General features: G+C 62.2%; 13 protein-coding genes and 3 pseudogenes. 8 read left to right on the top strand and 8 right to left on the bottom strand.

Annotated features, from left to right (window positions below; all coding sequences use genetic code 11):
• Nucleotides 1-104: 104 nt before the first annotated feature.
• Nucleotides 105-767, top strand: a complete 663-nt coding sequence (locus AC1DEZ_RS11910; protein ID WP_476779725.1) for a GntR family transcriptional regulator — start codon at nucleotides 105-107, stop codon at nucleotides 765-767.
• Between the two features lie 406 nt (nucleotides 768-1,173).
• Here the strand turns inward: AC1DEZ_RS11910 and AC1DEZ_RS11905 are convergent.
• Both AC1DEZ_RS11905 and AC1DEZ_RS11900 read right to left on the bottom strand, forming a co-directional pair.
• Nucleotides 1,174-1,437 (bottom strand): annotated as a pseudogene (locus AC1DEZ_RS11905) (DDE-type integrase/transposase/recombinase); the annotation flags it as partial.
• A gap of 98 nt (nucleotides 1,438-1,535) precedes the next feature.
• Nucleotides 1,536-1,769, bottom strand: a pseudogene (locus AC1DEZ_RS11900) (IS3 family transposase); the annotation flags it as partial.
• 666 nt (nucleotides 1,770-2,435) lie between these two features.
• On the opposite strand from AC1DEZ_RS11900, the gene AC1DEZ_RS11895 reads away from it, so the two are divergent.
• The 7 genes from AC1DEZ_RS11895 to AC1DEZ_RS11865 are packed head-to-tail and all read left to right on the top strand — an operon-like array spanning nucleotide 2,436 to nucleotide 10,745.
• The gene (locus AC1DEZ_RS11895; protein ID WP_476779724.1) at nucleotides 2,436-3,407 is read left to right on the top strand and encodes a glycosyltransferase family 2 protein; all 972 of its coding nucleotides are present in this window, start codon (nucleotides 2,436-2,438) and stop codon (nucleotides 3,405-3,407) included.
• Nucleotides 3,400-4,194 carry an N-acetyltransferase family protein gene (locus AC1DEZ_RS11890; RefSeq protein ID WP_476779723.1) on the top strand — a complete coding sequence of 265 codons (795 nt, stop codon included), beginning with the start codon at nucleotides 3,400-3,402 and terminating at the stop codon, nucleotides 4,192-4,194. The genes AC1DEZ_RS11895 and AC1DEZ_RS11890 overlap by 8 nt, the downstream gene beginning before the upstream one ends.
• Nucleotides 4,191-4,595, top strand: a complete 405-nt coding sequence (locus tag AC1DEZ_RS11885; protein WP_476779722.1) for a GtrA family protein — start codon at nucleotides 4,191-4,193, stop codon at nucleotides 4,593-4,595. Before AC1DEZ_RS11890 ends, AC1DEZ_RS11885 begins: the two co-directional genes overlap by 4 nt.
• 4 nt (nucleotides 4,596-4,599) lie before the next feature.
• Entirely contained in the window at nucleotides 4,600-5,757 is a 1,158-nt protein-coding gene (gene rffA / locus AC1DEZ_RS11880) for a dTDP-4-amino-4,6-dideoxygalactose transaminase (RefSeq protein ID WP_476779721.1), read from the top strand.
• On the top strand, nucleotides 5,750-6,595 hold the full coding sequence (locus AC1DEZ_RS11875; protein WP_476779720.1) for a class I SAM-dependent methyltransferase: 846 nt from the start codon (nucleotides 5,750-5,752) through the stop codon (nucleotides 6,593-6,595). Before rffA ends, AC1DEZ_RS11875 begins: the two co-directional genes overlap by 8 nt.
• Nucleotides 6,574-8,646, top strand: a complete 2,073-nt coding sequence (locus AC1DEZ_RS11870) for a hypothetical protein (RefSeq protein ID WP_476779719.1) — start codon at nucleotides 6,574-6,576, stop codon at nucleotides 8,644-8,646. The genes AC1DEZ_RS11875 and AC1DEZ_RS11870 overlap by 22 nt, the downstream gene beginning before the upstream one ends.
• Entirely contained in the window at nucleotides 8,643-10,745 is a 2,103-nt protein-coding gene (locus AC1DEZ_RS11865) for a hypothetical protein (RefSeq protein ID WP_476779718.1), read from the top strand. The genes AC1DEZ_RS11870 and AC1DEZ_RS11865 overlap by 4 nt, the downstream gene beginning before the upstream one ends.
• A 1-nt stretch (nucleotide 10,746) precedes the next feature.
• On the opposite strand, the pseudogene AC1DEZ_RS11860 reads toward AC1DEZ_RS11865, so the two are convergent.
• From AC1DEZ_RS11860 to AC1DEZ_RS11835, 6 genes and pseudogenes are all read right to left on the bottom strand, one after another.
• Nucleotides 10,747-11,474 (bottom strand): annotated as a pseudogene (locus AC1DEZ_RS11860) (IS5 family transposase).
• A 454-nt stretch (nucleotides 11,475-11,928) separates the two neighbouring features.
• A complete protein-coding gene (locus tag AC1DEZ_RS11855; RefSeq protein WP_476779717.1) occupies nucleotides 11,929-12,915 on the bottom strand; it encodes a class I SAM-dependent methyltransferase in 987 nt (328 codons plus the stop codon).
• A gap of 298 nt (nucleotides 12,916-13,213) precedes the next feature.
• A complete protein-coding gene (locus AC1DEZ_RS11850; RefSeq protein ID WP_476779716.1) occupies nucleotides 13,214-13,381 on the bottom strand; it encodes a hypothetical protein in 168 nt (55 codons plus the stop codon).
• Nucleotides 13,382-13,492: 111 nt separating this feature from the next.
• Nucleotides 13,493-13,678, bottom strand: coding sequence for a DUF6538 domain-containing protein (locus AC1DEZ_RS11845; protein ID WP_476779715.1), 186 nt, complete (start codon nucleotides 13,676-13,678; stop codon nucleotides 13,493-13,495).
• Between the two features lie 263 nt (nucleotides 13,679-13,941).
• Complete coding sequence (locus AC1DEZ_RS11840; RefSeq protein WP_476779714.1) at nucleotides 13,942-14,331, bottom strand: hypothetical protein; 390 nt, start codon at nucleotides 14,329-14,331, stop codon at nucleotides 13,942-13,944.
• 121 nt (nucleotides 14,332-14,452) lie between these two features.
• The coding region (locus tag AC1DEZ_RS11835; protein WP_476779713.1) for an aldehyde dehydrogenase family protein at nucleotides 14,453-15,493 on the bottom strand (1,041 nt) is incomplete at its 5' end.

Raw genomic sequence — 15,493 nt, 5'->3', positions numbered from 1 at the left:
CGCTCGATCCATGCTCTTGATGCGCCATGTATACGTGGTGGATTTTTTGCTGTCTACTGCCGACTTGCCCTATACCGCGCAGAATGGGGGCACCAACGATGACAATGATCGAGCAAGATGAAACGGCTGCCGCGCGCAGCAAGCCGACCCGCGAGCGGGTCTACCTCTATGTGCGGGAGCAGATCCTGCGCGGGCGCTTCCCCGGCGGCTCCTTTGTCGAGGAGGAGGAAATCTCCTCGGCGCTCGGCGTTTCGCGCACGCCGGTCCGCGAAGCCTTCCATCGGCTCGAAGCTGAGAGGTTCATCGACCTGCTTCCGCGCCGCGGCGCGCTCGTCCGGCAAGTCACAGCCCAGGAATTGCTCGATCTCTACGAAGCCCGGCGCATGATCGAAGGGCATGCGATCAGCCGCATCTGCCGGGAAGAAATTCCATTGCCTGCCGATATGCAGGCCATTCTCGACGAGCTCGAACGCATGCCGCAGGACGACTATTTCAACCGGGTCGAGCTGAACCGCCAATTCCATTTCGTCATGGTCGCAGCCGTCGGCAATATCGTACTCTCAGAACTCTACCAGTCGCTTGGCGCGCGCCAGCAACGCGTCGCGATGACCGCGATCCACACCGACCCCAGCCGCATCGCGCGCATCAGCAAGGAGCATCATGCCTTGTTCGCGGCGCTCGCCGAATGGGACGAGGAGAAGGCCCTCGCCATACTGGAGCAGCATCTGCGCCCGATCGTCGGCGTGATCTCGCGCCTGCCGGATTGAGCCGGGCTCCCGAGGCATGGTCTTGGGGACAGCGAGGATCGCCCGGAACCGGGCCGCGCGCCGCAGTCGACCGAAAGCAAGATGTGGCCGACTGTCCGCTGCACCCGCTCGCTACCTTGCTCATCGAGGTCGTCGTTCATGCGAGCCAGCGTTTCCGACCATTCGTCGAACAACTCTGCACGGGCCTCGATGTCGCCAGGCGGCTGGTGGCGGCGGGACGCAGCACGTTGCGATAGAAGTCGACGACAAGCTTCCCGCGTTCGGGCCAGCTGAGCTTGGACAGATCGCGGCCGTCAACTTTGTTGGCGAGGATCAGTGCAGCGTCACCCGAACGGCGCTTCCATGAACGGCTCCTCATAGCGATCAAGGCTTCGCCGAGTCGAGGGTCTGACGCCAGCAGAGGCCCTTAACGCGTTGCTCCAATCGGCCAACCAATGCCCCATTGCGACGACCAGTTGAATTCGTCTTGCGAGCCCTGATTGCTATGGTGGATGACGTTCTCGGGCTTGCGGGCGGCAAGCGCCATGTTGAGAGCGTCGAGCACGACCCGCGTCTTCCGATCGGCCGAGAAGGCCCGTCCGACGATCCGACGTGACCAGGTATCCAGGACGGCGGCCAGGAACGGGAAGCCGACGAGCGTGGGCACGAAGGTGATGTCGGCGACCCATAGCTCCTTCGGCTTCCGGACGAAAAGTTCCTTCGAACCAGATCGTTCGCCGGCCGATGGTCGGGATCGCGCCGTGTCGTCGTGACGCTCCTGCGCCGGCTGGCGACGACGAGCCCGGCCGCGCCCATCAGGCGGGCCACACGCTTCTTGCCGATGGCGACCCCGTCGGCCTTGAGCTCGGCATGGATGCGCGGCGCACCATAGGTTTTGCGCGAGGCCGCATGGATCGTGCGGATCTTGCGGGTGAGATCGAAGTCGGCTGTCGCCCGCGCCGAGGCGGGTCTGCCGCGCCAAGCGTAATAGCCTGACGCGGAGACTTTGAAGACGCGGCACATGGTCTTGATCGGGAAGACGGCCTGGTGCGCGCTCATGAACCGGAAAACCCGTTCGGGTTCGCCTTGCTCTCGCGCGAACCAGGCTGCCGCCTTTGACAGGATATCGCGCTCCTGGCGCAGGCGCTGGTTCTCGCGACGAAGGCGGGTCAACTCTTCGCGCTCGGCCGTCGTCGCTCCGTCACACTGCGCCTGCCGGCATCTCGATCAGCCTAGCGGACCCAGTTCGCGATGGATTGCGGGGTCGGCTCGAACTCTCGTGAAAGCTCGTCAGATATTCGCCCGGATCGGACCAACTCGACCATCTGTCGCCGGAACTCCGGCGGATACGCGGCTCGAAAACGCGGCGTCGGACACTCCAGAAATGTCATCAAGGGTGTCCGCAAAACCGGGTCAACTCCAACTCCAGGGCGGTCATAATCTCAATTGCGGTTCCGCGCGTTTCAAGGCATTGAAGCTTTCATTCTTGCCTGGTGGAAGAAGGCAAGGGCTGAGCGGTGACGCCTTGACGGAGTTGGGGCTTCGCAGGGCGGCGGAATGAAGGCTTGGGCGGCGATGAAGCGCCGCACTTTTGAGGAGCGTGATGCAACAGTTATACCATTTCCCTGAGCAAGGAGGGGCAAGTTGCTGCCAATGCCAGGCGATCATGGAAAGGGGCCTTGCCAAACCATGGTAAGTCTCTCGGTTGTTATCCCTGTTTTCCGTGGTGAGGCGTCTCTCCGTGAACTGCACCGCCAGCTAAAGGCTGAATTGCCCCTTCACGCCCATTCGTTCGAGATCATTTTTGTCGAGGACTGCGGCGGGGATGGATCCTGGGATGTCATCAGCGAGTTAGCCGCAGCGGATGAGGCGGTGCGGGGCATCCGCATGGGCCGCAACTACGGCCAACACAACGCGCTGCTCGCCGGGATTAGGGCCGCTCGGTTCGAGCTCATCCTCACCATGGATGACGACCTGCAGCATCCAGTGAGCGAGATCGGGTCACTCCTCGCCGCCCTCGGCACGACCTGGGATGTGGTGTACGGCGCGCCGCTGCAGGAGCAGCATGGCTTTCTGCGTAATCTGGCGTCCCGCATGACCAAGCTGGCGCTGTCCGAGGCGATGGGGGCGGAGACGGCGCGCAGTGTCAGCGCGCTGCGCGTCTTCCGCACCCGGCTGCGTGATGGCTTTCAGACCTATCGCAGCCCCTCGGTTTCCATCGACGTCCTGCTAACCTGGACGACATCGCGGTTTACCGCCATCAAGGTCAGGCATGAGCCGCGGACGCTGGGCCAATCCGGTTATTCGCTCCGCAAGCTGATAAACCATGCCGTAAACCTCATGACGGGCTTCAGCACGCTTCCCTTGCAGATCGCCAGTCTCATCGGGTTCGTGTTTGTCCTCTTGGGCGTGGGCATCCTGCTGGTTGTGATTGTCAACTATCTGCTGCGCGGAGATGCTGTGCCAGGTTTCGCCTCGCTGGCCTCCATGATAGCCATTTTCTCCGGCGCGCAGTTGTTCAGCTTGGGCGTGATCGGCGAATACCTAGCGCGCATGCATTTCCGCAGCATGGATCGGCCGGTCTACCTGATCGCCGAAACTGCGGGAGGAGCGCCTGCCCGGGGGGCTTCGCTGCAGGTTGGGGATCTAGCCGGTGTTTAGCTATACCACGGAGCGCAGCACTGGTCCGGGGATTGATCTGAGCTACCATCTTGCGCCCTGGGATCGGCCCATCCTGCAGGGAGAGAGCGCCGTGATCTCGGGGGTCCGACTGACCGATGCAACCACGGCCGAGCCAACCTTCGCCGAGTTTCGCGCATGGTGCGCCAGGCACCGTGTCCTGTTGGTGAATTGCCGCCTGGACCACGAGCGCATTGCGGAATGCGGCTTCCTCGAAGCTCGCGGCTTCCGCTTTGTCGAGCTCAATTATCGCCCCGTTCTCCGGGACCTGTCTGGTTTTACGCCCGACCCGGGCTTGGCGATCCGAGATGCAACGCCAGACGACGAAGCGGAGATCGTGGCGATGGCCTCCCAAATCTTCGATGCGGGCCGCCTGCATGCAGATCCCGAGGTCGGAAGGGAGATCGGCGATCGCCGCTATGCGGCCTGGGCGGCGAATGCCTTTCAAAACTCGGAGCAACAGGTGCTGGTCTGCCTGCAGGGCAACCGCATCGCGGCATTCATGGTGACCGAAGCCCCCTCGCCCACGGCTCGCTTCTGGAGCCTCGTGGGCCTTGCGCCCGGGCTGAGAGGACAGGGGCTGGGACGCCGCATCTGGCGGACGGTCCTCGCAGGCCTTGCTGCCGAGGGGGTGACGGAAGTGTCGACCAGCATCTCATCGCACAATACCGCAGCGCATAATCTCTACGTGTCGCTCGGCTTCCGCTTCCCGGTTCCAGCCATCACGCTTCACTGGTGTCCACTCGGCCCATTGCGGGCAGCCGCATGAGCGTTCATTGGCAATTCGTGCGCTATGTGCTTGTCGGCCTGGGGGTAAACGGCGCGTTCTTCTTGCTGTATTTGCTGCTCACGCACGCATCGTTCACACCTGCAACCGCCATGACGCTGACCTATGTCGGAGCGATGGTTCTCGGTTTCGCGTTCAACCGCCGCCTCACATTCGGGCATGATGGCCGGACTTCCTCGGCGTTCCATCGCTATGTCGCGACCTACGCGATCGGCTATGTGCTAAACCTTGGCGGTCTTTCTGCCCTTGTCGGCTATTTCGGAGTACCGCACGCGGTCGCTCAGGGTTTCCTGGTGGTGGTGCTGGCGATTCTCTTTTTCCTGATGCAGCGCTTCTGGGTGTTTTCTGATGCCACGAGGCTCAACCGAATGATGAAAGGGTAGCGCCTTGGCTTTCCGTATCCCATTCAACAAGCCCAGCGTTGTCGGCTCCGAGCTGATCTATGTCGGGCAGGCGGTGGCTGACGGGCATGCCAGCGGAGATGGCCCATTCACGCGCAAGGCGGAGAAACTGCTGCAAGAGCGTTTCGACGCGCGGCGCGTCCTGCTGACGACATCATGCACCGCCGCGCTAGAGATGGCCGCTATGCTCTGCGACCTTGGGCCGGGCGACGAGGTTATCATGCCGTCGTTCACCTTCGTATCGACGGCCAATGCCGTGGTCCTGCGCGGTGCGAAGCCGGTCTTCGTGGACGTCCGCCCCGATACGCACAACATCGATGCCAACTTGATCGAAGCGGCGATCACACCAAGGACCAAGGCCATATTTCCGGTCCACTACGCGGGCGTTGCCTGCGACATGGATATGATCATGGAGATTGCCGAACGCCATGGGCTCCTGGTCGTGGAAGATGCAGCCCAGGGCGTATTCGCGCAGCATCGCGGGCGTTGGCTCGGCACCATCGGGCATATGGGATGCTACAGCTTCCACGAGACAAAGAACTTCAGCTGCGGCGAGGGTGGCGCCCTGGTCGTGAACCGGCCCGAGTTCGAAAAGCGGGCCGAGATCATCCGCGAGAAGGGCACCAACCGTAGCCAGTTCCTGCGCGGCCAATCCGACAAGTATACCTGGACGGACATCGGATCCTCCTATGTGCCATCCGACATGCTGGCGGCCTTCCTGCTGGGCCAGCTCGAAAACATGGATAAGATCACACGGAGGCGCGGCGCGATCTACGATCAGTATATGGCCCGACTGGCGCCGTTGGAGAGGGCGGGGCTGATACGACTGCCCAAGATCCCGCAGGACTGCTCCACAAACTATCACATGTTCCATATCCTCGCGGCGAATATCGAGGAACGCACGGCGCTTATAGCGCATCTGCGGCAGCAGAACATCTTGTCGGTGTTCCATTATGTCCCGCTGCACACCTCGCCTTTCGCGCAGAAGATCGGCCTTCCCGCAAGTAATCTTCTCGTGACGGATGATATCAGCAGCCGCCTGCTGCGATTGCCAATGTACTACGCCCTCACCGACCACGAAGTGGCCGAGGTCGCGGATGCGGTGCACGCCTTCTACAGCGATCGAGAGGCGGTCGATGCCTGACGCCGCCAAGCCTTTCGATCCCGCCGTGCCCGACCTCGCACTGGACCTTCGGCCACCCGGCATCTGGTTCTCCCGCAGTCGCGCGACAGTCTCCTACCCTGACGACGGCAACGCCCTTTGCCGCCAGATCGAGGAGCGCTCCTTCTGGTTCAGGCATCGCAATCGTTGTATCGTGAGCTTGGTCCATCGTTTCTCAACCGGCGGGGATTTCCTCGACATCGGCGGGGGTAATGGCTTTGTCGCCAAAGGGCTCGCCGACAGCGGCGTGTCGTGCACACTTCTGGAACCAGGATTGGAAGGTGCCCTCGCCGCTCATGAGCGCGGCATCGTCCGCGTCATCTGCGCCGGGCTGGAGGATGTTGCTTTCCGACAAGGAAGTTTCGCCGCTGCCGGCATGTTCGACGTCCTGGAGCATATCGAGGATGATGTGGGGGCACTGCGGCAGGTGCATCACCTGCTCGAACCCGGCGGGAAGATCTATATCTCGGTGCCGGCTCACCAAGCGCTGTTCTCGAGCGAGGATATCGAGGCCGGGCACTTTCGGCGGTATAGCCGAAAAAGCCTGACCAAAGCCTTGAGCGCTGCCGGCTTTCGCACCAGTTTCTGCTCCTACCTCTTCGCGCCGCTGCCTCTGCCGGTGCTGCTGTTCCGCGTGCTGCCTGGCAAGCTCGGCCTGCGCAAAGGGCGCGACGCGCAGCGCGACGAAGCGGAGCATGTGCCGGGAGGCTTTGCCTCACGCGCGATAGACCAGATGTTGGATGCGGAGTTCCGGCGCCTGGATTCAGGACGACCTATCCAGATGGGAACAAGCTGCCTGTGCGTGGCGACCCGGGATTGATGTGTAACGGTAGGTTCACTCGGGCCCATACCCTGCTGCTGGCATGCTTCGCGGCACTGGGTGCCTATCTCGGTTGGGATCTCATCGGGCGGGCAGGTTCGGTTTTCTTCTATCAAATGTTCACGCCCGAAGCCCTGATGTGGGCATGTGGGCGCGGTTTCGTGCACCCGCTTACGCTTTCACCCGAAATGTTGGATTTCCTGCTATACCGTCGCGCGGCGCATTTTGACTGCACGAGCATCCCGGCAGATCTGCTGACGGGGCCGCCAGGCTTTTTCTCCCGGATGCAGATCTACCTTACATGGGCGGCGGCCGGCCTTTGGCGTTGGCTGGGGCCGAGCCAGATGAGCCTTGCTCCGCTCGTGATGACGTTGACGGCCGGCTACGCGGCGGCGGCGTTTTGCCTGGCGCGGCTGTTCCTGCCGGTCGGGCTGGCAATTCTCGCGGCCGCGGTGATCACGTTGTCCCCGGTGGCGACCAGCATGATCTTTCAGCTGCGCGACTACGCCAAGGCTCCTTTCTTTCTCTGGGTCATTGCATTGCTCGTGATGGCTGTGCGCGCCGATGAAACCAAGGGACGCGCATGGCGGGCGGGCTGCGTTGCGGGCGTGGCAGGGTTCGTCGCGGGGGTCGGCTACGGGTTTCGTTCGGACCTCGCCATCATGCTGCCGCTCGGTGTTGTGTTCCTCGCGATCGGCTCCCGCCCGCAATCCTTTGCACGAATGGGCGCGGCTGGCTCCTTCGCCGCAATGTTTCTGCTGGCTGCCGCGCCAATCCTCGCATTGGGAAACGGCGGGAATGCCGGGATGCTCGCCATGCAGGGCGCCACCGAGCCCTTCCGCGCCTTCCTGGCGCTCCGGCCGGCGCCCTATGCGCTGGGGCATGCTTATCTTGACGAACTCACCTTGAGCGGTGTCGCCGCGGCGGAAATGCCTCGTAGCCCCGGATGGGATGCTGCAGAGGGCGCACCGATCCATGGAGTGAGCCAGGCGATTACCCTTTCCACACAAAACCTCCTGGAATGGGGGCCAAACTTCGCGGCGGATTTTATGGCGCAGGGATTGAAAGGCGCTGCCTGGATTCTTGCCTACCCGACGCTCGCGCGTCCATCGCATGGGGAATTCGGGCCCGGCGCGCCGCCGCGCTTGGAGCCGCCGCTGACCGTATGGGTCGCGATGCTTTACGAGGCATTGGGCAAGCCGTGGATGCCGATCCTCGGCGTTGTCGGTATGATGTGCTGGCTGCTGCGGACCGCAGCCGACCGACCACAGGAGGCCTGGGGTCTGGCCGGCCTATTGTTGGCGCTCATGACTTATCCAGCCCTGCAATTCGCCGGCCGCCACGTCTTTCACCTGGAGTTCATCTGGGTGATCAGCGTGCTTTCAATTCCCTGTGCTATTTGGCAGTGGCGACGAAATCTCGCGGTCATGCCGCGCTTCCTGCTGGCTAGTGCGGCCGTTGTCCTGGCGTTGGCCGGAAGCTATTCAGCCGCTGCCGCGTGGCAACAACGGCGCCTGACCGAGGCCTTCGCTAATCTGCTTTCCTTACCCCGGGAGGAAGTCCTTCCAGTTCATGAGGGTACCAAGGAGGGACAAACATTCTGGCGTGTGCCCGTGCCGGCTGGCGCTCAGTCCGTAATGACCGCCATGCCTGATTCCATGACAGACCGAATTGCTGAGGTGGGCATCGAGCATGCGGTCCGCGCCTTCGGTGCGCGCATGCTGCTGCAGATCGACGGGCCGACCTGTCCGCTCACACCGGCGCGGATCGAATTGATCTACGATGCTCGCCCGGGCCGTTGGCAGAGCCTGGACTCCACTCTCAATGTGGCCCCGGGATCGATCGCCGTCTTCCCGGCCTTCTATCGGGCGACGCAAGCTTTCGCGGGGATCAGGTTGCCCGCGTCCCACGAGCAATGCGACCTGCGCGTCTGGACCGTTCCTATCACCTACGATCTTCCCATGGTGCTTACTGCGGTGCTTCCGCTCGATTGGCAGGCGCTACGGCTCCGCAAAGGGCTCGGGCGGTTTCCCGTCGGGCTGGCGGAATGATCGGAGATTCGGAATCAGAGCGCCATGGCTGGTCGCCTATGGCGTTGGTGGCGGCAGTGTGCTCGCTCCTGCCGTTGTGGCTGTCACTCTATGTTGCCCATCCTGACGTCGGTTCGTCACTGCGTTTCATGGCTTATGTGCTAGCCTTCAACCTGCTGCCAGGCCTTTCCGTGATGCGTCGGGCTAACGTCGTTTCGCGCGATACGAGCCTGCTGTTGCTGCTGGCGCTGAATCTCGGGATCATCGCGAATTTATTCTTCGTAACCGTGCTCTGGGCATTGGATTTATTGTGGCTACTCCCGGCGCTCCCCATCATTGCTGGGGCCGCGCTGTTGCTCGACCGCCGAAGGCCCGGCTGGGGCATCCCTCTGGTGAGATGGCGCGGCTCGCGGACCGCGGGCTCTTGGGTAGCCATCGCATTTTTCCTCTGCCTCACCGGACTCCTGGGCACGGCGAATGTCCTAGCCGGTGACCCGGGTGATGGATTTTCCTTTCATTCTGCCTTTCAAGGCATTCTGGTCCGAGGACTGGAGCAGGGCTGGCCACCCCCGAACCTGCTGCTGCCGAATATGCATTTGTCATACAATTATGGCGCCCATCTCTGGGTGTTGGGCGTGGCGGAAATTACCGGCCTACCGATCGATGCCCTGGTCGCACGATACGCGCCCGTTTTCCTCGGGATGGCCGCAGCTGCCGCCATGTTCGTCACGGGGCGGCAGTTGCTTGGTCTGCCCGGGTGGGCTGCCGGCCTGGCCGTGATGTGCGCCTTTTGGATCGTAGGGATTCCACCCGTTGCAGGAGCGATCTTTGGCACCTTCATGCCTTTCGGGGCGACGTTGCTGCTCTCTCCCTTCCTGGCTTTCACGGTCTTCTTCGTGACCCTGCACGTCCTGGTTGCCGAGTCGAGGCGGGGTCTACCAGCGCGTCTGCTGGCGCTCTTCGTTCTGGTGTTCCTGGCAACGGGCGCGCGCGGTGTCGTCCCCCCCCTGCTGATCTGCGCCGTATGCTTCGATCTGCTGTGGATGTGGCGCATCCGGGGCGCATTCCCCCGAAACGAGGCGCTTCATCTGACCGCTATGACGGCCGGCTTCGTCGGAGGGCTGGTTGTGTTCTTTACGCTTGGTTCAGGCTTCAGCGGCACAGGCTTCCTGACCGTGACCGGTCAGCCGGTCACCTTCCTGACCTCGCCGGACCAATATCTGTTGACGTTGCCCCATCTGTTGATGGGTGCCGGGTTTTCTCCGCTCTTGGCGGGGCTTCTGGGCTTCGCCGTCATCGCGGTGTTTCAGGCTGGCTTCCTGACACCCGCGCTGCCTTGGGGGCTGCGCGGTGCTACTCATCGGGACGGTAAGGCCATTCGGCTCATGGCGGGGTGCGGTCTCGCCGGCATTTGCGCGGTCTTCCTGACCACGGCGCCCGGCTACAGCCATTTCTCGTTCCTCTACTTCGCTAATGCTTGCTTGTCTCTGCTGGCCTCCCGCGGGCTCGTGAGCCTGCTCGCGGGCCACGGCATGACGCGCACGCCGGCGAGGATACCAGTGCTATGCGGCATCGCCATCCTGATGGTCGTGCACCTAGCCCAGTTGCGCGGACCCGCCCTGAACTGGTTGACCGTCACTGCACCTCGGATCGCCGCGGGTTTGATTTGGCCTGACGCCGCTCGGGAAGCATCCCCTGCGGCGGCGTGCCGGCATACCGAAGATGCGGCCCTCTTCGCCGATGCCAGTGGCGAGCATGGCAAACCGATCGTCATCTTTCTGCCTGCAGTCCCGACCGGCAGCTTTTATTGCGAGACCATGTGGTTGGTGGTCGGACGTCCCATCCAAACGGTAAGCAATTATGCGCTGACCTTCGTCCCGGGGCGGGCCAGTGATGGGCTCTCTGGCGTGCTGAATGCGAGGGCCAGCCATATGGCCGCAGCCATGGGACTATCGGCCCGAGGCGTGCTCTCCGTGGCGGATATCCTCGCGCTGCGTCGGACGCTGGATCCTGCGACCGACGTCTTCGTCATGGCGGATCAAGCCCTCGTACCGGACAACGCCGAGGGTGTCATCGCCATGGGCGTCACCTCTCGTTTTAAACTGTGGTACATTCCCTAGCCTAGGTGACCGACTCATAACTTCGCAACCAGATGCGGATTGAAGCGAGTTGGACTGAGGCGAGGAAATTGTCGTCTCTTTTGTCGTATCGGGCTGCGACGGCTCCGAAGTGTTTGAGTTTGTTGAAGAAACGCTCGACGGCGTTGCGTTGACGGTAGACCCAGGCGCTGAAGGCGAAGGTTTTGACCCTGTTGGGCATGGCGCGGACATTGGCCCATGCGCCGCGCCCGATTTCTTCTCGCAAGGCGTCGCTATCGTGAGCCCTGTCGGCGAGAAGGGTGTTGCCCGGTTCGATCGTGTCCAGCATGTCGGCGGCCGATCGACCGTCATGAGCCTGGCCTTCGGTCAGCTTCAGGCGGATCGGGCGGCCTTCGGCATCGACAAGGGTGTGGATCTTGGTGGTCAGGCCGCCGCGCGAGCGACCCATGCAACTGGATCGCTCGTCCTGTTTTGGCCGTTGGCGGCATGCTGATGCACGCGGATCGACGAGGCGTAGATCATTTGGATATCACCATCGTAAGCGGCTGATGCAGCTTGCAGAATGCGCGCCCTGCGTCAACCGCTTCAACCGGTGCGAAGGGATATCGGCCATGGCGCCCCGGTGCGCACCCGCCAGAAGATGCCGTTCAGAACGCGACGGTCCTCCACGCGCGCGCCCCCGCGCACCTTCGTCGGCAAAAGCGGTTCGATCACCGACTGCTCGAAATCCGTCAGGTCAAACCGCGCCATCTCAACCTCGAAGGCTGAGATCGATGAATCAGAACACAACTCCGCTGGGAATCCCGATTATGGGTATGTGGCCTAGAAGGTCATGTTCGGAAGCCATCGGCGATCAGGCGGACGGGGAACGGGCAGCGCCGGTCACAGAATGACCGCCGCAGCGCTGCCTTGAGATCTCCGAATGGCCATTGCAGGCGCCTGTCATCGACCGATCGAAGGATCGGAGAAAGCGCATGAGCTACACCTACGCGGTTGTCGGCGCGACGATCAGTCTTCTGCTTGTGACCTGCAAAGGCCTACCGACGAGCAGGAGAGTCGCGCCAAAACGCCGAAGGGGTTCGTTGTCCTGCTGCTGGACTGCCCGCCGCGAGCACCCACGAGCGATTGAGCCATCGCGGTGCGCTGCCGCGGGTATGAAGCCACCTGGAGGCGGCGGGTTATTTGAGCGCGATGCCAACCACCTTCAGGGCTCTCGCTTCGTGAAAATTACGCAACCGGCCATGGGCAGGTCGCGGAGTTGGTCGGCCGAAAAAGTGTCGCGGTCGTAACGATCGAAGATGGCCCATGCCCAATTGGGCAGCTCGGCCTGCTCCATGTCCCTGTAAACCTTCATTTGATAAGCGAAGTGGCGGCGAAACTGGCCGACATTGTCGTGAATTGGATACACGCGCAGATCGGCGTCAGCGGCATCGGCCAGATCCTGCAAGACAGAACGCGGGAAGGCCCATTTGTCGTCTCGGTCACGCCATCCCTCGGTCCTCTGCCGAAAGATTTGGGGCTCGAGCTCGCTGATCTGCAATTCAGCGAATTCAAGAGCGCGCCCGTTTTCGCCGCGGTACATCGCCTCGCGGGCGATTTCCTGGCAGATCAAGCGCAGGACAGCGTTGCCCGCCTCGAACGGCTCGAAAAAGAATGCAGAGGCGCCGGGCTTTAGCATCCGCATCGCCATATCGATAAATGGCCCCGGCTCCGCGAGGTGGTGCAAGATGGCCGCCCCGAATACACAGTCAGCGATACCTTCCGTCAGGTAGGGCTTCTGCGCGTCCATCGCTACCGGCACGCACCGGTCATTTAGCCCGCGTGCATCCAGCAAGCGCTTCAATATCGCCAGGAGGTTGGGGCTGATGTCCGTCGCGACCAGCCGCGTGCTCTGGTGCAGGTCAAGCATTGGCAACGTCGCGTTGCCAAACCCGCATCCCACTTCAACGATGAGATTTGGATCCTTCAACCCGATCCGTTCGCCAGCCTCACGACAGAGCCCGTGCCAATAATTGAAGCCCTGATAGCGCTGGTAGTAATCCTCAGCGTTCTCCAGGAACACCGCATTTACGCCTTCTCGAGCCGCCCCAACTTCACTCCTTGGTGAAAGCACCCCAGCGAAAGCCGCATTCTCATGCTGACCTAAGTCTAGAAGCGGCTCTCTAAAAATCCGCCCGGTATCAAACGCCATCTTGTCGACCTCGCCTGATTGGAGGCTCAACCATAAAGAGCACCCGACCGATGGCAAGATCACTCAGATAAACTAACGGAGCTCGACCCGCCTGGCTCTGCGGTGACCTGGGACCGCTTGACGTTAAGGGCTGCGGGCCGCGACAGCGACATGATATGGAGCTTGTCGCTCGTTGGGTTATAGGCCACCTCCACACGCCGATGATATCGCCCGGCTGAGGCGGCGAGCCGTCATTGTAGGTGATCGGCTTGGCGGCGAGCCCGTTCGGAGACAGCGTTACCGCGGTGGAAGTGTTCGCCTACGAATCGGCGGTGTTCTGAATGCGCTCGTAGCCCAGTTTGTCCTTCGGGTTGTTCGACCGAGCACGAATTTCGGACCAGTAGTCGAAAAATTCGGCACGGTCTTCGATGTCGGTCGGCGGGCTGAGAGCGGCGGGGTGCAGCACGTCGCGATAATAGCCCGTCACAAGCCGCTCGAGTTCGGTTCGGCTCGACTTGGAAAGATCGTGACGGCCCACCTTGTCCGCGAAGGCCAGTTCGGCGTCATCGGTTCGGCGCAGCTCGTCAAACTGAGCTGACTAGAAGGTCAGCTTCTTGCCCATCTCGCGAAGCGCCCGCTTCCGGTCCTTCGCCTTGAGGCTTTCCCGGATGATCCCGGTCTTTCGCTGAAACCTGTGCTTGAAGGCTCCGACCACGTCCTCCGGCACGCGCATATCGAAATAGAACCGACCGTTGCGGACGATCAGGTACGGTGTCTTGGGCACGGCTTCGCTGCTCATGTATGCCGAAATGGATGGCAGCTCGAGCTAAGTAAACCGTTCGATTTTCGAGAATCTAAGCCCTTCGAGGGCTTAGGCGGCGAATGGCCCTTCCTAAGGGACTCGCCCATCAGGCTGGAAATCCGACGAAAAAACCTTCGCTGACTGCAACAGGTTATGCGCATTGTTATGCGGTCTCAAGGACTGAAACGACGATCCTTCGAGGCTGGGAATCGCCGCGAATTTCAAGCTTCAGGGTGCGCCCTGTCTCAGTATGCGATCGGAAATGGGAAGCTTGTCGGATGGCCGATCTCGACGCTCAGTTTGGATTGCCGCGCGTTTTCGATGTGTGAACGAAGCGCTGCATCGCGCACTGCATAGCCCCAGTCGACCAGCTTGCCGCCGTACTTCGCCACGCTGGAGTTGAACGCCGCCAACAGTCGCCGACCGTTGCCGTCAAGGGCACGCCACGTCGGCGCTAGGGCCGCCTGAATGCGGGTGCTGAAGCCTTCCTTCTCAATGTCCTGCCAAATGTCCCGACCGCCAGTTCCGGCCGCATGGTCGCTCTCAGCGAGCTTGATCGCGGCCAGGTCTTGGTTCTCGATGCAGAAAGCCGAGGTTGGTGACCGCATTGCCGCCGCTTGCACGACGAGGGGCACCTTGGAGCCAGGGCTTCTTGTGCGTTTCCCGCAGCTCGCCGCGATCAGAGAGCGCTTCGCATCCAAGGAGTTGAAAAGGCGCGCCGGTTGTGACGCGCCTCCCTTCAATGGCGCCTGCTCTTTAAGCCAGCGTGTAGGCCGTCTTGACGGTGGTATAGAACTCCTTGGCATAGGCGCCCTGCTCACGCGGGCCGTAGCTGGAGCCCTTCCGGCCGCCGAAAGGCACGTGATAGTCGACACCCGCCGTCGGCAGATTGACCATCACCATGCCGGCCTCGCTGTTGCGCTTGAAATGCGTCGCATGCTTCAGCGAGGTCGTGCAGATGCCCGAGGAGAGGCCGAACTCGGTGTCGTTGGCGACGGCGAGCGCCTCGTCATAGTCCTTGACGCGGACGATGTTGGCGACCGGACCGAAGACCTCCTCGCGCGAAATGCGCATGGCGTTGGTGGTCTCGGTGAACAGCGCCGGGGCGAGATAGAAGCCGGGGGTGTCGGGCTTCAGAAGCTCGCCGCCAAAGACCAGCTTGCCGCCCTCGTCCTTGGCGATCTGGATGTATTTCAGGTCCTGGTCGAGCTGGCTCTGGTCGACGACCGGGCCGATATGGGTGCCGGCCTTCAGCGCGTCGTCGACGACGACGGTCTTGAGGCGCTCGATGCAGGCCTCGACAAACTTGTCGTGGATACCCGCCTGGACGATCAGGCGAGAGGAGGCCGTGCAGCGCTGGCCGGTGGAGAAGAAGGCGCCGTTGACGGCGACTTCCACCGCCATCTTGAGATCGGCATCGTCGAGCACGACGAGCGGGTTCTTGCCGCCCATCTCAAGCTGGACCTTCTTCATCGCGCTACCGGCAATGCAGGCAGCCGCGACCTTGCGGCCGGTGCCGACCGAGCCGGTGAAGGAGATCGCGGAGACGTCCTTGTGCTCCAGCAGCGCCTGGCCGACGACCGAACCGCGGCCCATGACGAGGTTGAGCGCGCCCTTGGGCAGGCCGGCGCGCTGGAKGATGTCGACCAGCGCCCAGGCCGAGCCSGGCACRAGATCGGCCGGCTTCAGGACSACGCAATTKCCSYAGGCGAGCGCMGGSGCGAYCTTCCAGSCSGGGATYGCGATCGGGAAGTTCCASGGCGTGATCATGCCGATGATGCCGASCGGCTCGCGCGT

The organism is Allobosea sp. 10L422 (assembly GCF_056395345.1).
This window is presented reverse-complemented; position numbering and strand designations above follow the sequence as displayed.